This is a genomic window from Pedobacter caeni (assembly GCF_900129215.1).
Taxonomy (GTDB): Bacteria; Bacteroidota; Bacteroidia; order Sphingobacteriales; family Sphingobacteriaceae; genus Pedobacter; species Pedobacter caeni.
On record NZ_FQUQ01000002.1, the window covers coordinates 1,482,600 to 1,504,415 of the forward strand.

Here is a 21,816-nt window from a genome sequence, read left to right on the forward strand (position 1 = left end):
AGGAGTGTTAATTCATGCACTGGCCAGGAGTAATTCATTTACCTTTGATTTGGAAAGGGGCTATTTTTCAGCTCTTTGTCGTTTTAAATGAAAAGGAAACTCTCTTTTATTCTCTTTATTGCATTGCTAACCTGTAGTGGTATTATCTCATTTCAATTCTTTTGGATGTATAGTGCATATAAGGTAAATGAAGACAATTTCAATAAAAATGCTTCGATTATTTTACAGCGCAGCATTGACGATTATCAATTACAGCATGCTGGCATATCCAGTTCCATCATATCAGCTACTGAAGTCTCCATTTCAACAGTAGACTCCAGTGGAAATTGTGGTCCTTGTCTGGAACTAAAAAAAAAGCAGATAGAAGCGGTAAAGAAAAAAGCCATGGAGGCATTGAACAAAAGAATAGAGGAGGGCCAGGTACAACAAAAGCACATCAATGCTGATAATATGGACAAAGATATGCTCTTTCTACTGTCACGTCTGATTTCCAAATCCAGAAACCAAACCGTTAATTTAGAGGTCCTTCAAAAAAAATATAGAAAAGAACTGGCAAAATCTAATATTGATGTGGATTTCAGCCTTTCTTTTGTTAGAGCTTCGAAAAAAGCGGAAAAAGCTCAGGTTGTTGGTCAGGTGGGGTTTTCAGAAAACAATACGATGATACAGGGCTCTTTTATAAACAGAGGACGTTACCTGTTGCTGCAAACGCTTAGCCCAATCCTTATTTCACTGGTCTTAATTCTCCTCACTGCCGGAAGTCTCTGGTACATGCTGTATGTGATTTTACGTCAGAAAAAATTAGATAACATTAAAAACGATTTCATTAACAACATGACCCATGAGTTGAGGACACCAATCGCTATATTAAAATCAACCCATGAAGCACTGGATAAATTTGGTGAAGTAACCGATCTTGAAAAGACACAACGGTATTTGAAGATGAACATTACAGTACTTGATAAACTGGAGAATAGCGTAGAAAGAATCCTGGATATCAATGAGTACGAAAAACAGGAAAGGGTAGCAAGACTGGAGAATGTTAACCTTAAAAGGTTAGTTCAGGAAGTCATCAATAGATTCTCTTTAAATGAAGGGAGTAGTATTACCTATGAGTACAGATTGTCAAATGAGGAAGTCATTACCGAAGCTTACGCGATGGACACGATTATTTCCAATCTTATAGATAACGCTGTTAAGTATGCGAAAAATGAACAGGCAAAGATATTGGTGAGAATTTTTCCGCTTGGGGATGGCTGGCAACTTCAGGTGGCAGATAATGGCTATGGTATCCAGTCCAGGCATTTGCCGTTTATTTTTGATAAATTTTACAGGGTACCAATGGGAAATTTGCATAATGTAAAAGGATACGGCCTTGGATTAAATTATGTGAAAGTACTTGTTCAGCTTTTAAAAGGAGAGATTAGTATAGAAAGTAAACCGGATGTCGGTACTACATTTACCATAAAATTTTAGCCATGGAGAAGATCAGATTGTTACTGGTTGAAGATGAGAATGTGCTTGCACTGGTGATCAAAGAAACGTTGGAAACCAGAGGCTTCGAAGTGAAGGTGGCTGCAAATGGGGTGGAAGGCTGGAGTATGTATAATTTAAATAAACCGGATATTTGTATTGTCGATATTATGATGCCGAGGAAAGATGGACTATCCCTTGTGGCAGATATCAGAGAGGTGGATAGCAATACGCCGATAATTTTGCTCACAGCCAGAACACAGACAGAGGATGTGTTGAAGGGACTGGAAATAGGAGCTGATGATTATATGAAAAAGCCTTTTAGTATGGAAGAACTGATTTTACGCGTCAAAAGCCTTACGAGGAGATCGATCAGGGGAAATACTGATATGAGTTCAAAAGAAAATGCTACAGCAACCATAGGCCGCTATAGCTTAAATTATACACGCCTGGAGCTTTCCTACGACAATATTATTATTAATCTTTCTCAGCGTGAAGCAGATTTATTAAAAATGCTGCTGGAAAATAAAAATGAATTGTTAAACAGACGTACCGCTCTTTTAAAGATTTGGGGAGACGATAGCCTGTTTCATTCACGTACAATGGATGTTTACATTACCAGATTACGTAAATATCTTCAACAAGATGCTGTTGTACAAATTTTAAATGTACGGGGTCAGGGTTATAAGCTGGTAGATTAGATACAGCGGACTGTCAAAATTTGCCTTTTCTCTAAAAACAAATGTCGGCTAACTATGCCGGACCAAATCGGTCAGCAATTGGTTTGTTGAGGAAGTTTGCTTTCTTTCTTCGTCATTATTTTTAATTTGATTATTTGCAAGTTAGCAGTTATCAATGTGATGAGACGAAAGTAATCTAATTCCTATCTCAATCTACAGAAGCCCGGAACATAAAAAAGATTAGGATTGAGGTTAATAAATAGGAAAAAGAAAAAGTAGTTGTACAGGTGTAAGTACCCATATTTGGGTAGAGAAGTGTATATTTGATACAATAAATATTTTAAAAATCGTTTTATGAATGAAGTGGACAGAACCTATAATATTAATTTAAGTTTTGAAGAAATAAAACTTCCGCCATTTCAGGATATCCTGGTTCTTGCTAAAAACTCTGTTCAGGGAAAAATCGGCCTGTCAAAATCGTTCGAATTATTGGTGCCTAATGGTTTCGAAATCATTGATATTAACGATGGTATGATAGAGACTATTTTCGTCCACAGGAACATTCTTGCGAAGATCTCAAAGGAGAAAGTGATACAGATTCTCCAAAATAATGTGTTTCCTTTTATTTCTGAAGGGGAACTCATCAGTGTAAATTTCAAAGTGAATATTTCTGTGAAAGATATTGTCTTTAAAGATTCGGATTTATGAATATAGCCCAACTCATTAAATACAATTATGTGAGTATTGACGGTTACCAGGGGGTACATGTTGCAAGAAGCCATACCGCTATTGCAGATGGCCTGGTGATTTTAGACGAGAACATACCAGTTGGCGTTCTGACTTCAGTAGACCTGGCGAGGAAACATCATGTCATCATCATGGATTGTCTCAGCCCTAAACCTACAGTCGAGAAAGCAGATAAAATCAGTAAAGTCCTGGAAGTCATGAAAGCTAGCGGACATGATGTTTTGCTGGTATATGATCAGGGCAGTTTTTTAGGAACCATATCACAACATGATATCCTAAACCACCTGCATGCCAACCTGAACCGCCAGAAGCTTTCGCTTCAATCGGTTGCGCATGACCTCAGAAGCCCGATTGCCTCTATAAAGATGCTGGGAGATATGCTGCAGGATAACCTGATCCTGGTCGAAAACAAACAATTGGTGGATTATTTAAACCAAAGCTGTGATTTCGCTCAGAAAATAATTGAAGACATCCTGCTTACTGAGCAGACATTTGAAGAGATGGTCAATTATTCTGAAGAGAATTTTGATGAACTGGTGGAGGAATGTGCTGCTGGTCTTTCTACAGAGTTTGAAAAGAAAGAACTGATCCTTCAAACGGATTTTAAATTTGGTAAATCGGTCAAGATGGACCGGCCTAAATTTAAAAGGGCGATATATAACCTGATTTCAAACAGCATCAAGTTTACCAATAACAATGGGAAAATTGAATTGTCTACTGTCGTTAAAGACAACATGCTGAAACTAGTGGTCAAGGACAATGGAATTGGGATCCCTGAAAATATTCAGGAGCAGATTTTCGATAAATTTACACGTGCCAAAAGACGGGGAACAGCAGGTGAACCTACTACAGGCCTAGGGATGTACCTGACCAAGCAAATTGTAGAGCTGCATGATGGCAGTATTGAGGTCGAAAGCGACGGAAAGAGCGGAACTTCATTCTCCATTCTTTTGCCCATTAAGAACGACTGATCAAAAATGACCAGTCAAAAAATGACTGATCAGGTGCTGCCTTAAATTTTAAACTGTAGTCAGGTCAAAAAATGGCCCGACTACAGTTCAGATAAAGATGTTTTCAGTAATTCCTGATTATTTTTTTAACAATGGGGCAACGGCCGTCCCAATCAGATGGATAGATTTTAACTGTTGTTCATGAGATAAGTTTCCGGTATCCATTTGGAAAGTAAACCTGGAAACACCACCCAATGAATCCGAATGCCTCCTGATTTTTTCCGCTATTTCTTCAGGACCACCAACCAAAAGTGCACCTTGAGGACCTAACTGCGATTCAAACCTATCCCTGGTCATTGCCGGCCATCCCCGCTCTTTTCCTATTTCAGTCATAGATTTGGCGTAACCAGGATAGAATTCATCCTGTGCCTGCTGACTGTCCTCTGCTACATAACCTAAAGAATGAATGCCCACCTTTAACTGATCTTCGCTAAATCCGGCTTCTTTTCCTGCTTTACGGTATAAGTCTACCAGTGGACGGAACTGATGTGTCTGTCCGCCAATAATGGCCACCATCAATGGCAATCCAAGCATCCCTGCACGGGCAAAAGACTGAGGTGTTCCTCCAACACCCAACCATATCGGTAACTTCTCCTGCATTGGCCTTGGGTAGATCGGCTGGTTGACTAATGAAGGTCTGAATTGCCCCGACCAGCTCACTTTTTCGTGGTCACGGATTTGCAGCAACAAGTCCAGTTTTTCTGTAAATACGTGATCATAATCCTGAAGTTTATAACCAAACAGTGGAAAAGCATCAGTAAATGAACCTCTGCCTACCACCATTTCTGCCCGGCCTTGTGAAATCAGGTCTAATGTTGCATAATCCTGAAAAACGCGTACAGGATCTGCTGCACTCAAAACTGTCACTGCACTGGTTAAACGGATTTTTTTTGTCCGGCCCGCTGCTGCCGCAAGGATATTGCTGGGCGCAGAATCCAGAAACTCCCGGCGATGGTGTTCCCCGATTCCAAAAACATGAATTCCGGATTGGTCGGCATATTCGATTCTTTCCAGTAATTGTCCAATGGCCTGAGCATCACTGATGGCATCCGGCCCATCTATATTAAATTTCGCTGCAAAACTATCTATTCCTAATTCCATATTACAGGTTTTTAAAATTGATTCTGATGGCTTTTCTGTTAAGCCATCAGAATCAATGGTGTAATACAAATGTAAGGAAGATCACCCGGCCGGATCTTGATGTAGGATAAGTAATCCCGGCATCAAAATCTATTTAGGGATCCAGGTTTCTTCGATCAAACGGTAAGTCCCATTGGTATTGGTATACTTGTACCTGAGGACGAATTTTCCGGTCAGCGGGTCATAAAAGCTTTTTCCTGCCGTTGGATGATCAACCACCGGACCGGTAAGAGAAATGTATCCTGATACCGTAATGCTCTGGTCCGCGTTTAACTTCAGGAATACCTTTGTATCCGGGTTATTGCCCAGGTTGGCGATGTCGTCAAATACATAGGTTCCCGGTGTTGCAGTTTGTTCCAGTTGTTTATCCAGTGCAATAGGACTGGAATCTACATAAGTACCATCTGCATTGTAATTTTTCTTTTCTCCGGTTGCGGTGTAAATACCAGGTTTATCATCTACAAGAATGGAATCTCTGGTCAGGGTTTTGAAATTGTCAATGGCTGTTTTTAGAGGTGCATAAGTGGATTGATAATATAGATAAGTTCCACTCTTTGGCATGACAACAGTGGTATTCTCATCCGCAGCAACATTTAGGGTAACAGGCTGGCCCGAGGCATTGGTATAAGACACTTCCGTCCCGATGTTAACCGAATCCGCGCTGTTCCATTCTATCGTTAGTTTCTTTTCCGTTTTTGAAAAGTTACTCGATTTAACCGGCCTGTTCATCAGCAATGACTGATACCTGTCGCCATAGATATTTACCGTGCGTACCTCAGAAGGAACAGATTTATTTCCTTTATCATCAATACTATAGATGATAAAGGAATAACTGCTTTCAGGAAGGCCTGTAAGCAGGTGTTTTATAGTATCACCAAGCTTAAACCCTGTGGCATCAAAAGAAGCAGAATCAGATTTATTATTCCATAAAATACGGTAAGTACGGACCCTTGCATCTATACCTCTTGGCCAGTGAAACAGGATGCGGCCCTTACCCGGGAAGGTTTTCACCTGAGTGGCCTTGTCAGGATATACTTTTTCCCCATCTGCGAGGTATTTTTTATAATCATCTGACTTCTGACAGGAGGAGAGGAGAATGCCACAAAATAAAAGGAAAATGGGCGATAGGTTGTTTATAGTTTTTCTAAACATAATGATTTTTATTTATTGTGTATTTCCCCAGAAAGTGATTTCCAATGCATGGAAGAAATCAGTATTTCCCCAGTTCTTGATTTGCTCGAAACGAATATACCTGATCGCAGGTGCTGCAATAGGAATGAGGAATTCTTCTCCAAGCCCGTCTGAACCTCTGGCATAAACGATATCTTCATTTGTGGTTTGCCCCAAAGGAAGACCTGATGGTTTTTTTGACAGGAAGGAACCCAGTTTTATCCAGCCATCCCATGATCCGGAACTGTTGGGAATCACTGCGCTGCCATAAAGATTGAAAATTTGTGGGTTGCCGTGCTGATATTGCCATCCACCATCGATCCTTTGCAAGATCTTAAAGCGGCTGAGTTTAGCGACTGCCCCCAGATCAAAGGTGAAACGGTGAGGGGAGGGGGCTGCACCTTGCAGGGTATGGAAGCCCGGTTCCCCGGTTTTATCGTCCCACATATAGCGCATTTCCCAGTCGTAAGCAGAAGGCTGATCATTTGGAAGAATGTATTGCCTGAATTTCGATTTATCCAGCTTTTTCTCCAGAAAAGGGCTCATTTCTTTTAATAAAGTATCTGAGGTATTGTTAAACCTGTCCTTAATATAAACGCCAAACAGCCTTTTTACCGGATCATACCCCCTTGCAGAAAAGGACCCTTGTTTGGTCTGGGTATAAAAGGTTTCTATAGGTTCGAGTTCCCCATTGGTGTTTTTGGAAAGAATTACCAGGGCAATCTTATCCTCACCAGGATTCTCGAAAGTCACGTTTACTCCACCAAAATCATTGTTTAAGGTGAGTGAACTGGCAATTTTGCGATAGGGTGGAGTACTGGGCTTTACTTTTACCACGGTTTCATCAGACCTGTTTTCACTTCTGTCAACCGCATACAATCTAACATCATATTCGCCGGCTTTAATAAAACCATCTACCCGGATCGTATCGTTAAAACGGGAAGTTTTGGCCTGTCTGGTCGTGGTACTGTTGATCGCATATTCTGCAAGAACATATTGCAGGTCTTCGTCGGCAGGAAGTGAATAGGTGATGACCGCACCACCAGGTGTATTCTCTACTTTTACATTGCTCACAGCACCTGGTTTGGTGCCATCTTTTTCTATGGGACCCTGAGTGTTCATATCTGTTTTGGAGCAACTCCAAAATGCCATAATTCCCAGGATTAAAATCAGAAAACTATACGTTTGTTTCATCTCTTTATATTTTTTTAGGTTGAAAAGGGGATCATGATTACCAACCTGGATTTTGTACCAGGTTTGGATTGGATACAATTGTGCCTTCCGCTATCGGCCATAAGTAGTCTCTGGAGATAAACGTTGGCGTAAATATGGATTTCACGCGGTAATAGTCTATTGCTTCAGACTGATCCAGGTCCCATCCTCTGATTGGAATATTTAAGTATTGTTCTGCCTTTTTCCATCTTCTCAGGCTCCAGAAACGCTTGCCCTCAAACACGAGTTCAATCATTTGCTCCCTTTGTACAATTTCCCGGAAACCTTCTTTTGAATTTGGCTTGGAAGGATTCTTGGCCGCAGTGGCCCAACTTTCCTGCACACCTTTCAATCCGGCTCTTTTCCTAACCAGGTCGATCCATTTATAGGATTCAGCAGGACCGTTTTGCTCATTGAGCGCTTCCGCATAGAGTAAATAAAGCTCTGAAAGCCTGATGATCGGAAAGGGGTAGGCGGTTACATTATAGCCCGTAGAATTACTGCCAAAGTCATTTCTGTAATTCACCAGCTTCTTAGCCCAGTACCCGGTTACAGAGTATAAAGAGGCACCAAGCCTTGCGCCAAACTGGCCGGCTTTGGCCTTAATGAACCAGGTCTTGGTATCGTTGAAAAGCCCTTGTCCATACCAGATTCCTCCATCAAAACCTAAATCTGCATAAAACCGGGGTTCACGGTCAAAGTTTAATTGAACCGTCTGATAATCTTTTTTCAGGTAAAAGCGGTAGGCATCGGTGACGGTCCTGATCTTGGTTAAACGATTGGAATAGTCGTAATTTTTATCTTCTTCTATAGGAACGCCGTTATTGCTGTAAAACATCTCGGCAATGTGAATCGGAGGGCTCAGAATAGACCTGATACTCTCATTGTTGGCTGGTGGGGTAGGAATGCTGCCCTCATCTCCTGAAGTAATCCTGGCCTGTGCTAATGCCTGCGTTCCATGAACCATGGCGTTTGTTCCTCCCCAGATGATTTCGGAATTCCACTTTTCGGTAATGGCTGTTCTTACATTTAACGTGATTTTTGTAGAATCTGAAGCCGTTTCATTGGAAAGAGGGATGTAATAATGAAGTTTTGCTCCTACAGACTCTGCAGATTCAATGGCCAGGCGACAAGCATCGGCTGCTTTTTTCCATTTTTCCTGGCTGTAGGCTGGAGGAAAGAGTGCTAAACCATCTTTGTTTTTGAAATTTGCATAGCTGGGGTTTCCATTAAACAGCGGACTGGCAATGGTCATCAAAACCTGCGCTTTAATCGCCAGGGCAATTGGTTTGGTGAGGCGGCCCAACTCGGAGGTCGTATTCATGATTTGAGCCGGAAGGCTGGGAACAGATTCATCGATCAGGCTGATAATGTAATTCGACACAGAATCTATAGGTGCTCTGGAAACGCGTACCGCTTCAATAGGAGCAGAGATCGGCAGGTTCACACGGATAATCGGAACAGGGCCGTACATCCGCATCAGGTAGAAATGATAATAAGCTTTAAGCAGTTTTACTTCGGCAGTCCAGCGTGCTTCTTCAGCATCAGAAAGGTCGGGTACCTTACCCACATTTTCTAAAAAGAGGTTGCACTCCCGGATCGCCTGGAAATAAGGTTTTCCTCCATTTCCGGAATCCCAGTAGTTTGCCTGTGGGTTGGAGACACTTTGCTCCCCCCTTGCGATTCTGTACAATCCTACACCGAAATATATAGAACTTGGATACTGTACGGCAAACTCATCACCGCCCAGAAAACCCGGGTCACTATCTGTATTTCCAAAGGAAGGAAGATTATTGTAGCAGGTGAACAGATATTTTTCTGCTTCAGTGCGCATGCGGAAAGCATAATCTATAGTTCCAATATTGTCCGGGGCAACATTAAGATATTTCTTACATCCACTATTCAGAAGAAGAAGGGTGAAAATCAATATGTTCAGGTATTTTTTCATCTTTTAATAGAATTAGAAGTTAACATTTAGGCCAAAGTTGAATACTTTTTGAAGTGGGTATCCCATGCCACTCGTTCCCATCTCAGGATCCCAGAGTTTGAATTTGCTGAACTGAAAAAGGTTCAGCCCGCTGAAATAAACCCGGAAAACTTCTGCTTTGATTCTTTTGCTCAGGCCTTTAGGAAGGGTATATCCGACTTCCACAGATTTTACCCGGAGAAAACTTCCATTGCGCATAAACCAGGTACTGGTTTGGTTGTTGTTTTCAACAGGGACAACGGAAAGTCTTGGCCAAAGGGCGTAGATGTTCCTGTTTTCTTCAGACCAATGACTATCGGCATACGCTTTAATCAAGGCATTTTCGCCAGTCCGTCCGCCGTTTATTTGATCCCATGGATTGTCATAGTTGACAAAAGGAGCGGTGGCTGCAGTATTGATAAAGAAAGATTCCCTGGCTAAGCCCTGCAAGAACACAGAAAAATCAAAGTTTTTATAACCTGCAGAGATCCCACCTCCATAGGTGATTTCCGGGGTGGTCGGATTTCCGATCGGTACGCGGTCGAGGGTGGTGATTTGACCATCACCATTGATGTCTCTGTATTTAATGTCGCCGGCCTGATAAATTCCAAAAGTTTGTTTTGGTGAATTCTGTACGTCTTTTTCATCGATGAAGAGGCGTTCAGCGATATAACCATAAGCCTGGGAAATGGATTGTCCCGGATGCAACAGGTATTTCTCATTGTAAGCGGGTTCCTCAAATTTAGAGTACTCGCCTCTGGCAAAAGTAAAACTCCCCCTCACAGAAAACCACACGTCATTGCTCAGGTTTTCTGTATAGTCAAGACTCAGGTCAACACCCTTGGATTTGGCCTCGCCAACATTGGCAAGAATACCGGTAGACAAGCCCATGGTAGTCGGGATCGAGGACCTTTCCTGCAGGATGTTTTTGGTATGTTTCTGATAGAATTCTCCGATGAAGTTCAGTTTGTTAAACAAACTTAGTTCTATGGCAATATTGCTTTGGTAAGATTTTTCCCAGGTGATGTCCAGGTTGGGATACCGGCTGATAGATACGCCTGGTTTATAAGTGGCATTGTCGTACCCAAAGTTGGCCCCACGGCCACCATTGGCCAGGTTTACACGGCTAAGGTAAAAGAAACGGTCTTCATCTCTTCCAATCCTGTCATTACCCACAAGCCCATAGGAACCCCTGATCTTTAATTTATTGATGAATTTGGCTTTCCAGAAGGATTCATTTGAAACCACCCATCCCAGTCCGAAAGTGGGGAAGAATCCAAACTGCTGATCGCTGTAAAACCTTTCTGAACCGTTATATCCAAAGTTGAATTCTGCAAAATAGCGGTTGTCATAAGCATAAGATGCCCTTCCGGATAAGCCGATGTTGCGGCGGGGCAGGGAAACCTGGACATCATCCCAATCGTTACCTGGCGAAAGGCTCTGCTGCATTGTGAAGATCAGGGCGCCACCTACATTATGTTTGCTTCCAAAAAAGCGGTTGTAATCCAGCGCCGCCTGAGCATACAGGTTGGTATTGGCATCTCTTTTCCCTCCGGAGACAGACCTGATGTCTTCATAGGCTGCGGGCCCCTCGGTTTCATTCTGCCATTGCAAGGTATATTGGTCGCTGAACTTATCATAGGTAGAAATGCCATAAAAATACGGACCGTATGCACGGCGTACATCAAAAAAGGAATAGCGGTTGGTGCTGATTAAACTTCTGAAATTCAATCCTTCCGTAATGGCACTTAACTTTTGGTTCAGCTCCAGTTGTGCCAGCATCCTGCTTTGTGAATAATCTTTGTATCCTCTTAACAGGTCGGCATAAGGGTTCAGATAAAAATTCGTTCCTGAGCGGTAATTTCCAAAGAGGATGTGTTGCGAGGCTATATTTGCTGCATCGGGTGCATAATAAGGTGCAAAAAGCGTCGGACTGGTCCTTAAGGCTTTGGTGTAGATGGCAGAACCACCATCAATCGGACCATTATAATCGTCGAAATAACCGGAGAACCTCACCACCAATTCTGTCTGCGGGCCAAGTTGCATGTTCACATTGGAACGCAACTGGTAGGTGCTGAGTTTTACATTGGTGTTGAAGTTGTTGCGCTCGTCTACTTTTAACGTTCCATTGTCTTTATTGTAGCTGCCGGCAACGTAAAACTGAGCAACCTTTCCTCCGCCTCTTACACTGAGGTTTCCCCTTTGGTTGGAAGTCCGTTTATTGAATAAAAGATCAGTCCAGTTGGTAGCAGGGTAGATGACCGGATTGTCGCCGGCAATGGTATGGTCAATTTTGTTTTGCTGGTATAAGAGTTTTGCCAATGGATCCCTGGTGAGCTGAGCTTCGGTATAAAGCTGCATATGGGTCACGGGATCGGCAATCTCAATATTTTGAGTAGCTGTGGAAATGGAATTCTCCAGCCTTACAGTAAACTGCGCGGTTCCTTGTTTTCCTTGTTTTGTGGTGATAAAAATTACCCCGTTTGCACCCCTGGCTCCATAAAGGGCAGTGGCACTCGCATCTTTTAATACGGAAAAGGATTCGATATCATCAGGTTGTAACCTGGCAAGGTCTGTGGTGGTCAGTTCTATGTTGTCGATCAGGATCAGCGGACTGCCGCTGCCGTTTCCAAAGGTAGTTACCCCGCGGACAAAGAAATTCGCATTGTCTGCTCCTGGTTCACCACTTCTCTGATAAGCAACTACACCCGCAATACGTCCGGCCAGTGCAGTGGTTAAATTACTGGAAGGGATTTTCAACTCCTTGGCGGTAATGGAAGTTACAGAACCTACTACGGCTTCCTTCCGTTGTTTCTTTCCGAAAGCGGTAACCACAACCTCATCCAGGCCGCCTTGCTCTTCTCTCAGGATCACGTTAATGGTAGGCCTGCTGGCTGGTTCTTCTACTGCGATAAAACCCACCATTTTGAAAACCAGTGTGGCATTTTGTGGTACTTTTATAGAATACCGGCCATTCTGATCGGTACTTGTGCCGATATTGGATTTTCCTTTTACATAAACGGAAACACTGACCAATGGCTTTTTTAAAGTATCCAATACCTGTCCCTGAATGACGGTATCTGTTTTTAACTTTTTGATGGTTTGCGGTGGGGAGACCGGGCTGGAAACTGGATTTTCCTTGGGGGATACGGCGATCAGCCCGCTGGAGATCCTGAAATCCAGTCCGGATTTGGAACTCAATTCAGTGAGTAGTTGTACCATGCTCCGTTGCTTTTCCTCGATCAGGATAGGCCTAACGGCTTTAATGTCAGTTTTGTTGTAAGAGAAACGGTAACCTGAAGCACGCTCTATCCAGTTAAATACTTTCAGGATGGGTTCGTTTTTAAATCCGATGGTATAAGTCGGGTCTTTTTTTGTGGTGTTTGCCTGAGCAGATGCGCTGATCATGAGGGAGGTACAGAGCAGCACAATGTTCAACGTCAAAAAAGTAAAAAAAACGCTTTGATAGGGGAGATTTTTTTTTCTCATAGAATTTATTGATTTGGTTAGCTTGGTTTAGGTTTATTTAGTGCGGGGTTCGAACATGATTTTTTGTCCCTGTATTTTCCAGTTCAGCTGGTTGATGAAGCTGATGGTTCCCAGAATAGCAGATAGTGACTCATCAGAATAATCGCCGGTAATCTTTTTAAAGTCGCAGTTACACTGGCTCAGGTCGAATTCAACGCCATAGTATAATTCCAGTTTGCTGATGATGGTAGGCATATCGGCATTTTCGAAGTTTAGTCTGGATTGGCTCAGTTCTTCCATTTCCTTAAGGGGAAAGATTTTCCTAGTTAAGGCTAAGGATTGATGGTTCAATACCACCGATGTTCCAGGTTCCAGGATTTGACTCGCCCCATGTTTTGGCTCTGTTACCTTTACTTTTCCGGTCATGAGTAATACGGATGACTCCTTACTGTTTTCGAAATCACGTACATAAAATGACGTTCCCAGTGCAATGGTCCTGGTGTGTTTGGAATAAGCAATGAAAGGTTTGCCTGGTTGAGGGGCTACGTTAAGGTAAACCTGTCCGACGATGCCTATCCTGCGGTCTTCTGCATTGAAATTTTCTGGAATGATCAACCTGCTTCCCGGATATAAAATGGCTTCTGTACCATCTGCTAATACCAGGGTTTTTCTTTGTTTCTGGGGAGCGTATACGGTTTCGCCACGAATGTCACTGAATTTAAAAACCTTTTTCCGTTGGTTCAGGTAAAAAAAGATGGCGGTTGCAGACATCAGGAGGATTGATGCTGCAACGCTCATCTTCACAAAAAGGGATCTGCGTAATTTTGTTTTAAGCTGGAGTTTCGGATCTTTTCTATCTTTTCTCTGTTGAAATAACAACTTAAATTCAGCCAGTCTTGAGTCTATCATTTCCTCAGGAATTTTACCTGTCAGGAGCAGCACATAGCTTTTTGCCTGGTCATATCGTTCCTTGTCCTGAAGATGGTCCGGAACGTAGTGCTTCCAGGGATTGGTATCCTCAGTTTCTTTGTCATTTAAGCAATAGTCAATGAAGAAGGGGTCGGTTAGCAACCCTTCTATGGTCAGTTTAGGTTTGTTCATTCAGTTCTGATGCAAGGTTTAGTATCTTATAGTGCTGATCCCAGCTAAATTCTACTCGTTTTTTTTGAAACAATATTTTAAGTATCTGATAATCAGTTAGAATATTTTTTTATTTGGCTGGTTTTTGAATGGATTCAAGTGGTCGTGGTCAATTCAACTGGCAGAATGCCGGTAGTATTGCCTTGAATTCAGGTATGATGAAATTATCCCCTCAACAGGAGGAGGAGGAGATAGGTGGGGATCTTCAGGTCCGCTCTTAAAAATTTTATGGCCTGATGGATGTTGTTATATATGGACTGGGTGGCTAATCCTGTTTTTTCAGAGATCTCGGTATAATCCAGGTTTTCATAAAAGCGGAGCATGATCAGTTGCTTCTGTCTTTCCGTTAATTTATTGATGGCCTGAGTGATGTTTTCTTTTATTTCCTCTTCCAATTGTAATTGGACGATGTAATCCATAATGGAGGCTTCGTACAACTCTACCGTTGGCAATTTCTCTCTCACCACAAGGGCCCTTTCCTTAGCGAGCTTGCGCCTCAGGTAGGTAAATAAATAACTTTTTACGTTTGTGACAGACTTCAGCTTGTCTTTGTTCTCCCATAATTCGAGAAAAACCTGGTTAATAGCATCTTCTACATTCTCCCGCTCTTTAAAAATGAGAAAGCCATAATTAAATAATGAATTGTATAACTGCTTATAAAGACTAAACAGCGCAGTCTCATCGCCCTCTTTAACTTTTATCCATAACAGTTGCTGGTCATTAGGATTGACCTTCATATTTGCTTCCATGGTGGACATCTGGTTTCTTCGTAAAATTATTGGTCCATTCAAAGAACGGATTTTAGAAGGTATTTTATTTTATCATATTGTCTAATGATTAAGTGATTTTGGCGGGGAGGTTTTGTTTTTAAGGTATTTATCTGATCCCCTGATCTTTCACTATTTTCTCAATCTCCGGCAATAAAATTTTATATTTTTCCAGATCCCAGTCGGGCACATAGGATTTCATAGGAGGCATGCCCATCGCCTTACGCCGGCTGTCCAGTCTGTCCGGATCAATAATGGGATAGATATAGGAGCTGCCGGTTTTTTTGTCCTTAAAGCCCTGGCTTCCATAAGACTGCTTATTTCCTGTACGCATGGCAATTCTATCCTCCAGAATGGCCAGGTTGCTGGATAAGGTTTTTCCATCTTTCTCTGCTTTTCTGACGATAGGAAGGTATTCCTGCTGGGTAGCCAGGTCGGCATGTTGAATGACCAGAAATAACCCCTGACTGGCATTCATCCCTACATCTTGTGGCCCAAGCCATCCGTGATTCGCAATAATGTCTTTTACCTTAATCAGATTTTTGGCATCCTGTTGTCTTGCTATTGCCTTGACGCTGTCAACTGCAGTGGGACTGGCTTTTGCTTTGATCATGTCCATCCATTTTATCCGAAAGGTCTGATCATCTTTAAGTATCGTATCCAGCTGCTGCATGAGCTTTTTATTGAATTTACTACTGTCAATTTCAAACGAGTTGACCTGGGCAAGGGCTGCAGAGGAGATCAGAGCCAGGAAAAGGAAGCTGAAGAATCTTTTCATAACAGGAAGAATGAAATGCAATATACTTATTTCAACGTTCTTTCCGTCCGGATCTGATCTCCGGGTTTCTTAACCGGGAAATCCAATTCGCTTAGCGCGATATTGGATTAACATTACAGGTGTGCTTTGGCCGGCACACCAGTTTTTATTTTGAAGTTTTAAATGACAATCACCAATCTTTTTCCGCCATCAATATCCTGATTCCAGGCGGTTTCAATGTCCTGGAGAGGAGCGGTTATGGTATCTATTTTTAACTTGCCTGCGGCGGCAAGCAGAAACATTTCCGGCAATACCTCTTTAAAAAGTTTTTGCATCACCTCTTCCGAAAGGCTTCCGATTCCGGAACCAATCAGTTCTATATCCGAGCTTCTAAGTGTAGCCGACGACAACTGAATCGTATCCCCGGCCATTCCACCAACTGTCACAAAACGGATCTTATGCGTAAATTTTCCTTTTCCTCCCAATGCCTGAAGGATCAATTCTGCCGGATGGCCCCAGAGGTAATCTATCACTGCATCAATAGGAGTCTGCTGGTGTATCTGCCGGATACACTGAAGGATTTCATCATCTCCCTGTTTCAGGGAAATGACCTCATCAGCACCAAGAGATTTAAGTGTTTCCAGTGAAGCTGCATTTCTGCCCGTGACGATTACTTTTTTTGCACCATAGTGTTTTGCAATCTGGACTGCAATCCGTCCCGTTACTCCTGTAGCTCCATTGATCAGTACCGTATCACCCGCTTTAACGGCTGCACGGTAACGCAAGGCTGCTGCTGCACCAAGAACGGCATTCGGTAGTGCTGCTGCGGTTACCTCATCCAGCTGATCAGGTAACCTGACGAACCTGTTTTTATTGATCAGTGCTTTTTCTGAAATCATGCCCTGTATGCCTGCAGCATAAACCCTGCTGCCATCTTCCAACACACCAACCCCATCTACACCAACAACTGCCGGTTCAAAGGAAGTCGTATTGCTGGAATAATGTAGGCCACTGGCGATTCCCTTATCCAGGTTTTTTACAGCAGCTGCCTTTACTGTTATCAACAATTGATCTGGATTTTGAGGAACCGGATCCGTAAATTCCCCGTATTTTGGCGTTTCGCCATAGGCGTATAATATTGCTGCTTTCATCTTCTTTTTTTTTACAAATGTACAGGGCAACAAAGCGACAGACGATAACATATGTTATCAAATCAAACTCGTTTTTCTTTGAGTATCTTATTTTTAATTCTGCTCAGGTGAACGGGAGTGATCCCCAGATAGGAGGCGATATAATGTTGAGGTACCCGTTGAATGAGCTGCGGCTTTTGTTTAAGCAGGTTTAAATAACGCTGCTGCGGAGTATCACGGATAAAAGAGAGAAACTCTTTCATATAATGCAGTTGTCTTTCCAGCATGAGGTCCGTCATTTCCTTCAATACCGCGGCGTCCTGATTAACTTCTTTCATCATCTCATCAAAATCCTTCTTTTGAAGCACACGAAGCATACAGGGTTCTATGGTTTCTATGGTAAACATGCCGGGAGTGCTTTTCCGGAAACTCTCCAGGGAGGAGAGTCCTTCATTTTCAAAAAAAAACTGAAAAGTGGTATCTCTGCCATTGTTGTTAAACCAAACCCTTAAACATCCCTTTTCAATCAGAAAGATCTTCTTTGAAATGTCTCCTTCTGCCAAAAGAACCGTTCTTGCAGGCACCTCAATACGCTGATGCATCGCCATTAAGGCTTCCCAATGCTTTGCCAGGTGTGGCAATTGATCTTTAAACTGAAAAAACATCTGGATGGTTATTTTGATCTAAATTAAGGAATAATAAATAACAGCCTGGATTTTTCTTTTGATAAAATTTAAATTGTAAATTGAATTCAAACAAAACTTAACCGTATTAAAACTTAAAACATGGAAAAATCATTAAATGTTAAGAAATTGAACAGAGCAGAAATGAAAGCTGTAACAGGAGGGAATGGACCTAAAATCTGCTGGACAGAAGGAGATGCAGGATGTAATCAGTCTTGTAAGGGACCAGATGGCCTGGGTAGTGGATATTGTGGGCCAAATGGCGATTGCTACTGCGACAGGTAGGTGAATTAACCTATGGTTTCCTTAGCCATAGGTTAACTTTTTGCAGCAGCAAGGTATCTTTCTTAGGATACATAATTGCTTTTGCATAAGCAGGGCTGATACTTTCATCCATCCGGAGCCAGGAAAGCTCCGGATGTTTAGCCTGCTGATACTTCGCCTCTGTTTCATCTGTAAACATGACATCTGCAGTTTTATTCAATAGCGCTTTAAAAACCTGTTGATTGTCAGGGATCACCTGCAGAGCTGCATGCTGAAGGTGTTGTTTCGCAAAAGTTTCATTCGTTCCTCCAATGTTTTCAATCACCCTGACGCCCGGCTGGTCTATGGTCTTAAAATCTGTAAATCTGGATTGATCTGATAGACGGAAAACGGCTACTTTACGGTCCAGCAGGAGGGGAGTTGAGAAGTTGAACAATTTCTCCCTGGTCGCATTAATAGAAATCCTACCTATAGCGAGGTCAAATTTGTGAGCTAATAAATCTTCGCTGAGCGCCTTCCATGTGGTCTTTACAAACACTACTTTTTTACCCAGATGTTTGCCCAGACGTAATGCCATGTCAATATCTTCTCCCTCAAATTTGCCGGATAACGTGTCATAACTGGTTAGTGGCGGATAATCCCCGGTCGTTCCAACCCGAAGTATGGCATCAGCACCGATCCTTGGGCTACAGCCAAAAAACAATAAAGGAAGTAAAATATATAAAATATAATACCTGCAGAAATGTGGAATGGTGTTCATCTAGGAAAGGGAAAAGTCTATGGCGGCCTGAGTGTGTAATTTTACGGTATCAAATGAAGGCACAGGGATGTCTTCCGGTTTCAGGAGTAAGGGGATTTCTGTACAGCCAAGTATGATCCCTTCAGCACCATCTTTAATTAATCCATCGATAATGGATAAATAACGTGCTTTTGTTTCTGCTTTAAACACCCCATGGCCCAGTTCGTCGAAAATCGAGGCATGGATATAAGTCCGGTCTTCTTCATTTGGGATCATGGTTTCAATACCCTGATCTGCAAGCTTTTTTCTGAAGAAATCAAATTCCATAGTGAATCTGGTTCCCAGTAAAGCGACCTTGCTTAAGCCCTGTTTTTGGATTTCAATCGCTGTTGCAGTAGCCAGATGAAGGATCGGTAGATGGATTTCTTTTTGAAGCCTGTCGGCAATATGGTGTGGGGTAGCTGCACATAAGACGATAGCCTCCGCTCCGGATGTGGTTAAAGCATCACAGGCTTTTTGGAACATTTGAAAAATCGTTTCCCAATCACCAGCATCAATATTTTTCTTGATGTCTGCAAAATTAAAGGAGTAGATCATACATTCAGAGAAATTTAAACCTCCCAGTTTTTCGTTAATCCCCTGATTGATGAGGGTGTAATACTCCACTGTAGACAGCCAGCTGGTTCCCCCGATAAGTCCTAATCGTTTCATGTAAATCTTTTTTACTAAAATACGATGTCTTTTGATTTCTCTACCCTTTCCGTTATAATTTTCATCCTTTTTTATTTCCTGATCTGATAGCTTAGGTAAACAATTAACCAAACAATTTATTAACCAAATCAACCCTGAACATGAAAAAAAATGTATGGACCTCAGCCTTACTGGCAATGGTCATTTTAATTGGAACGCTACTTTCCTGTAAGAAAGCAGCAGCAGTTGACGATGAAAAAACTAACCCTAAACTTTCTGGTTTAAAAACTTCGGGAGTTTCATCTGTCTTAAACCCCCAGACGGAATGGACCTTTAATGAAAAGCCAACTACAGAAGCCGAGCAAAGCAGGCTGAAGACTTCTTTAAAAGCAGCAGATTTTGACCCGGTAGGTTTAAGGGTAAAAAGCGGTATGGTATTGTCCATCAATGTTGAAGTGCTGAATGCTTCATCAGCAGTACCTCAGCTTATGGTGGGCTCTTACGACCGGGGAACGGTAACCACTTATAACCTTCAGGCAGGTAGTAATTCCATCAGCCCGACTAATGCAGGGGAACTATACATCAAGTATGCTTCTGCCAGCCCTTCAGGTGGAAAGGTGAAAATTACCTTTAACAGCGGTCATCTTGGAATGCCTTTTTATGAACTTGGAAAAACCACTCATCAGGAATGGCTGGATGCATTGGCTACTGATACCGATACGACTTCAAAAAATGCAATATTGGTCGCAAACCGTGCCTTTCTTGTGGTTTCTAAAGCAAAAGCTTTAGAATTTAAAAATGAAGACCAGGATCAGGCTTTACGCTTAATTGATACTGCTTTAAAAGCGGAGGATGATTTTAGCGGAATGGACAACAGCTCCACAACTCATGCCTCCCGGAAATTAAAAATTATGGTTACGGAAAGAACTTCTGGCTATATGGATGCGACTTCCTATAGAATCCGGATCGTGACGGCCTCAATCACCAGAATTCTGAAAGTTTCAGATCTTCAGACCAATGGCTGGGGTGTCTGGCATGAATTCGGACATCAGCATCAAATGCACCAATGGACCTGGAACTCCGTTGTAGGGGAGGTGATGCCGAACATTTATACCCTGGCAGCCAGAAGGGTTGTTCAACCAGGCGCGCCGGGGTTGAGTACGGCACAATGGAATGATGTAAACACTTTTTTAGCAAAGCCGGCTGCGACCAGGATTTATGAGGCCAGCAGTACCAGTCTGATCACCCGTTTAGGTCTTTTTCAGCAATTGTACCTGGCCTTTGGGGATGCCTTCTTTATTAAAGTGCATAAATATTACCGGGAGAATACCATCACTGTAGCCAATGATGACGAAGAGAAACGTCTTTTCATGATCAATGCGAGTAAACTGAGCAATACAAATCTGGTTTCCTTCTTTAAATCCTGGGGATTTACCGTCAATGCTTCCGTTTATGATGAAATCAATGCACTGAATTTACCGCAGCCTGCAACCGACCTGAGTACACTCAGAGAGTAACAGGTCATTTTAAATACAAAGAAGGTGCTGCCACGCAGTTCTTCCATGGGTAGATCGGATGAACAGGAGCAACACCTTCTTTGCTGAAGGAACAACAAATAGCTTGAATTCAGAATTAGTTGGTTTTTGGATATAAAGCTTTGATCGCTACGATATCGCTTGCCGTGAAAGGACGATTAGTGCCATCAGAACAAGCCAGCATCCAGGATCCCGGTTCTCCACCCACAGGCGTTCCGGGAATATGAATGGCACCTACGCCTCCATCTCCTTCATTGCCAACCTCTATGCCCAATGACTTTAAGAAGGCATCCCATGGACTTAAACCACAGCTATAACTTCTGTCTGCATAATCGGTATGTCTGAATCCGATGGCATGTCCGATTTCATGGGCAACAACGGTTGCCAGCAGGTTATTATTGGTGAAATCCTTATTGTAATGTGTATTGCTTAGTTTAATCGGAGTAGCGGGATTTCCATTGGCATCAGGGAATCCTGCTGATTGACCCAAAACATCAGGATTACTGAATGTTTCTCCTTTGATCAGGATATCTTCTACAGTTACAGAACCAGAGTCCAGTAAATTAAGTGTTAATTTCAATCCAAGGTCATTGTATCTCTTAATGGCCTCTTTGGTGGCATCCGTAAATACTTTTTGTGCCGCTCCTGCATTTACTTTTATTTTTAATACCCTTGGTAATCCTGTTACCTGATAGGTGGTTTTGTATTGCTCTGTACGTGGCTTACCAGAAGCCAGTTCTTTGATGAGCGCGGCATGACTGGCCAGGTCTGCAGGTTTCAGGAAGATATCGCCTTCAACGATATAACCACCATCAGCCTTGTAAGCTCCGGTTGGAGAAAAGCCGGCTTTGGCAATGCTGATTTGTTCGTCTTTGCTCAAAACGGATGCATTTTCTGCAGGAGTTTCTGAATTGTTTGTGCTCTTTTTGCAGCTGATCACTACAGCTGTGCTCATTAATACGGCCAGGACGATTGCTCCTGATTTGAATAAATAGTTTGTTTTCATGAATGGGATGATTAGGTAATTGATTAGCTGAATATAGTTAATGCCCATAATCCTCCATTGCTGAACAGCAATTATGTAAGTATTGTATATGCTTATGTATATAAAGTATACTTATTTGCTGTGTTTTACAGGGCTGGAAGACTATTTTGAATTCTTGTAGGCAATTTGATGATTATTGGGGTCTGTTCTAATATGCTGTGTAATAGGTTTGTTACCTTTTTCCGGTTGTTTTTAAATCT

The 21,816-nt window shown here is 42.3% G+C and carries 19 protein-coding genes; 6 read left to right on the top strand and 13 right to left on the bottom strand.

Translation table 11 applies throughout. The features are described from left to right. The first annotated feature begins 87 nt into the window (after positions 1 to 87). The 4 genes from BUC20_RS13655 to BUC20_RS13670 all read left to right on the top strand — a co-directional run bounded on the left by BUC20_RS13655 (position 88) and on the right by BUC20_RS13670 (position 3,871). Positions 88 to 1,476: a sensor histidine kinase gene (locus tag BUC20_RS13655; RefSeq protein ID WP_084528849.1), complete on the top strand. Its 1,389-nt coding sequence runs from the start codon at positions 88 to 90 to the stop codon at positions 1,474 to 1,476. 2 nt (positions 1,477 to 1,478) lie between these two features. Next, positions 1,479 to 2,174, top strand: coding sequence for a response regulator transcription factor (locus BUC20_RS13660; protein WP_073231552.1), 696 nt, complete (start codon positions 1,479 to 1,481; stop codon positions 2,172 to 2,174). 333 nt (positions 2,175 to 2,507) lie between these two features. Further along, a complete protein-coding gene (locus tag BUC20_RS13665) occupies positions 2,508 to 2,861 on the top strand; it encodes a hypothetical protein (RefSeq protein WP_073231553.1) in 354 nt (117 codons plus the stop codon). Continuing rightward, the gene (locus tag BUC20_RS13670; protein WP_073231554.1) at positions 2,858 to 3,871 is read left to right on the top strand and encodes an ATP-binding protein; all 1,014 of its coding nucleotides are present in this window, start codon (positions 2,858 to 2,860) and stop codon (positions 3,869 to 3,871) included. The genes BUC20_RS13665 and BUC20_RS13670 overlap by 4 nt, the downstream gene beginning before the upstream one ends. 117 nt (positions 3,872 to 3,988) lie before the next feature. Here the strand turns inward: BUC20_RS13670 and BUC20_RS13675 are convergent, their stop codons facing one another. From BUC20_RS13675 to BUC20_RS13720, 10 genes are all read right to left on the bottom strand, one after another. Then, entirely contained in the window at positions 3,989 to 5,011 is a 1,023-nt protein-coding gene (locus BUC20_RS13675; RefSeq protein WP_073231555.1) for an LLM class flavin-dependent oxidoreductase, read from the bottom strand. Positions 5,012 to 5,140: 129 nt separating this feature from the next. Continuing rightward, the gene (locus BUC20_RS13680) at positions 5,141 to 6,202 is read right to left on the bottom strand and encodes a DUF4998 domain-containing protein (RefSeq protein WP_073231556.1); all 1,062 of its coding nucleotides are present in this window, start codon (positions 6,200 to 6,202) and stop codon (positions 5,141 to 5,143) included. Between the two features lie 12 nt (positions 6,203 to 6,214). Further along, complete coding sequence (locus BUC20_RS13685) at positions 6,215 to 7,414, bottom strand: DUF5000 domain-containing lipoprotein (protein WP_073231838.1); 1,200 nt, start codon at positions 7,412 to 7,414, stop codon at positions 6,215 to 6,217. A 37-nt stretch (positions 7,415 to 7,451) separates the two neighbouring features. Then, a complete protein-coding gene (locus BUC20_RS13690) occupies positions 7,452 to 9,380 on the bottom strand; it encodes a RagB/SusD family nutrient uptake outer membrane protein (RefSeq protein ID WP_073231557.1) in 1,929 nt (642 codons plus the stop codon). Between the two features lie 12 nt (positions 9,381 to 9,392). After that, complete coding sequence (locus BUC20_RS13695) at positions 9,393 to 12,887, bottom strand: SusC/RagA family TonB-linked outer membrane protein (protein WP_073231558.1); 3,495 nt, start codon at positions 12,885 to 12,887, stop codon at positions 9,393 to 9,395. Positions 12,888 to 12,920: 33 nt separating this feature from the next. Then, a complete protein-coding gene (locus BUC20_RS13700) occupies positions 12,921 to 13,967 on the bottom strand; it encodes a FecR family protein (protein ID WP_073231559.1) in 1,047 nt (348 codons plus the stop codon). Between the two features lie 203 nt (positions 13,968 to 14,170). Continuing rightward, positions 14,171 to 14,755 carry an RNA polymerase sigma factor gene (locus BUC20_RS13705; RefSeq protein ID WP_159441101.1) on the bottom strand — a complete coding sequence of 195 codons (585 nt, stop codon included), beginning with the start codon at positions 14,753 to 14,755 and terminating at the stop codon, positions 14,171 to 14,173. Between the two features lie 127 nt (positions 14,756 to 14,882). Then, on the bottom strand, positions 14,883 to 15,551 hold the full coding sequence (locus BUC20_RS13710; RefSeq protein ID WP_073231561.1) for a DUF6624 domain-containing protein: 669 nt from the start codon (positions 15,549 to 15,551) through the stop codon (positions 14,883 to 14,885). Positions 15,552 to 15,709: 158 nt separating this feature from the next. Beyond that, positions 15,710 to 16,681 carry a quinone oxidoreductase family protein gene (locus tag BUC20_RS13715; RefSeq protein WP_073231562.1) on the bottom strand — a complete coding sequence of 324 codons (972 nt, stop codon included), beginning with the start codon at positions 16,679 to 16,681 and terminating at the stop codon, positions 15,710 to 15,712. Between the two features lie 62 nt (positions 16,682 to 16,743). Continuing rightward, a complete protein-coding gene (locus BUC20_RS13720) occupies positions 16,744 to 17,325 on the bottom strand; it encodes a Crp/Fnr family transcriptional regulator (RefSeq protein ID WP_073231563.1) in 582 nt (193 codons plus the stop codon). A gap of 120 nt (positions 17,326 to 17,445) precedes the next feature. Here BUC20_RS13720 and BUC20_RS33695 point away from each other — a divergent pair, with 120 nt between their 5' ends. Then, on the top strand, positions 17,446 to 17,628 hold the full coding sequence (locus BUC20_RS33695; RefSeq protein ID WP_143166789.1) for a bacteriocin-like protein: 183 nt from the start codon (positions 17,446 to 17,448) through the stop codon (positions 17,626 to 17,628). Positions 17,629 to 17,638: 10 nt separating this feature from the next. Here BUC20_RS33695 and BUC20_RS13725 read toward each other — a convergent pair whose 3' ends face one another. Together BUC20_RS13725 and BUC20_RS13730 are read right to left on the bottom strand one after the other, a co-directional pair. Beyond that, the gene (locus BUC20_RS13725) at positions 17,639 to 18,367 is read right to left on the bottom strand and encodes a transporter substrate-binding domain-containing protein (RefSeq protein WP_073231564.1); all 729 of its coding nucleotides are present in this window, start codon (positions 18,365 to 18,367) and stop codon (positions 17,639 to 17,641) included. Next, positions 18,368 to 19,057 carry an aspartate/glutamate racemase family protein gene (locus tag BUC20_RS13730; RefSeq protein ID WP_073231839.1) on the bottom strand — a complete coding sequence of 230 codons (690 nt, stop codon included), beginning with the start codon at positions 19,055 to 19,057 and terminating at the stop codon, positions 18,368 to 18,370. Between the two features lie 140 nt (positions 19,058 to 19,197). On the opposite strand from BUC20_RS13730, the gene BUC20_RS13735 reads away from it, so the two are divergent. Beyond that, the gene (locus tag BUC20_RS13735; RefSeq protein ID WP_073231565.1) at positions 19,198 to 20,553 is read left to right on the top strand and encodes a M60 family metallopeptidase; all 1,356 of its coding nucleotides are present in this window, start codon (positions 19,198 to 19,200) and stop codon (positions 20,551 to 20,553) included. A gap of 115 nt (positions 20,554 to 20,668) precedes the next feature. On the opposite strand, the gene BUC20_RS13740 is transcribed toward BUC20_RS13735, so the two are convergent. Continuing rightward, positions 20,669 to 21,577: a M57 family metalloprotease gene (locus BUC20_RS13740; RefSeq protein ID WP_073231840.1), complete on the bottom strand. Its 909-nt coding sequence runs from the start codon at positions 21,575 to 21,577 to the stop codon at positions 20,669 to 20,671. Positions 21,578 to 21,816: the final 239 nt, after the last annotated feature.

Bases quoted from the DNA above. Each gene is read 5' to 3' on its own strand.
- BUC20_RS13655 (WP_084528849.1), top strand. From the start codon at position 88: ATGAAAAGGAAACTCTCTTTTATTCTCTTTATTGCATTGCTAACCTGT.
- BUC20_RS13660 (WP_073231552.1), top strand. From the start codon at position 1,479: ATGGAGAAGATCAGATTGTTACTGGTTGAAGATGAGAATGTGCTTGCA.
- BUC20_RS13665 (WP_073231553.1), top strand. From the start codon at position 2,508: ATGAATGAAGTGGACAGAACCTATAATATTAATTTAAGTTTTGAAGAA.
- BUC20_RS13670 (WP_073231554.1), top strand. From the start codon at position 2,858: ATGAATATAGCCCAACTCATTAAATACAATTATGTGAGTATTGACGGT.
- BUC20_RS13675 (WP_073231555.1), bottom strand. From the start codon at position 5,011: ATGGAATTAGGAATAGATAGTTTTGCAGCGAAATTTAATATAGATGGG.
- BUC20_RS13680 (WP_073231556.1), bottom strand. From the start codon at position 6,202: ATGTTTAGAAAAACTATAAACAACCTATCGCCCATTTTCCTTTTATTT.
- BUC20_RS13685 (WP_073231838.1), bottom strand. From the start codon at position 7,414: ATGAAACAAACGTATAGTTTTCTGATTTTAATCCTGGGAATTATGGCA.
- BUC20_RS13690 (WP_073231557.1), bottom strand. From the start codon at position 9,380: ATGAAAAAATACCTGAACATATTGATTTTCACCCTTCTTCTTCTGAAT.
- BUC20_RS13695 (WP_073231558.1), bottom strand. From the start codon at position 12,887: ATGAGAAAAAAAAATCTCCCCTATCAAAGCGTTTTTTTTACTTTTTTG.
- BUC20_RS13700 (WP_073231559.1), bottom strand. From the start codon at position 13,967: ATGAACAAACCTAAACTGACCATAGAAGGGTTGCTAACCGACCCCTTC.
- BUC20_RS13705 (WP_159441101.1), bottom strand. From the start codon at position 14,755: ATGGAAGCAAATATGAAGGTCAATCCTAATGACCAGCAACTGTTATGG.
- BUC20_RS13710 (WP_073231561.1), bottom strand. From the start codon at position 15,551: ATGAAAAGATTCTTCAGCTTCCTTTTCCTGGCTCTGATCTCCTCTGCA.
- BUC20_RS13715 (WP_073231562.1), bottom strand. From the start codon at position 16,681: ATGAAAGCAGCAATATTATACGCCTATGGCGAAACGCCAAAATACGGG.
- BUC20_RS13720 (WP_073231563.1), bottom strand. From the start codon at position 17,325: ATGTTTTTTCAGTTTAAAGATCAATTGCCACACCTGGCAAAGCATTGG.
- BUC20_RS33695 (WP_143166789.1), top strand. From the start codon at position 17,446: ATGGAAAAATCATTAAATGTTAAGAAATTGAACAGAGCAGAAATGAAA.
- BUC20_RS13725 (WP_073231564.1), bottom strand. From the start codon at position 18,367: ATGAACACCATTCCACATTTCTGCAGGTATTATATTTTATATATTTTA.
- BUC20_RS13730 (WP_073231839.1), bottom strand. From the start codon at position 19,057: ATGAAACGATTAGGACTTATCGGGGGAACCAGCTGGCTGTCTACAGTG.
- BUC20_RS13735 (WP_073231565.1), top strand. From the start codon at position 19,198: ATGAAAAAAAATGTATGGACCTCAGCCTTACTGGCAATGGTCATTTTA.
- BUC20_RS13740 (WP_073231840.1), bottom strand. From the start codon at position 21,577: ATGAAAACAAACTATTTATTCAAATCAGGAGCAATCGTCCTGGCCGTA.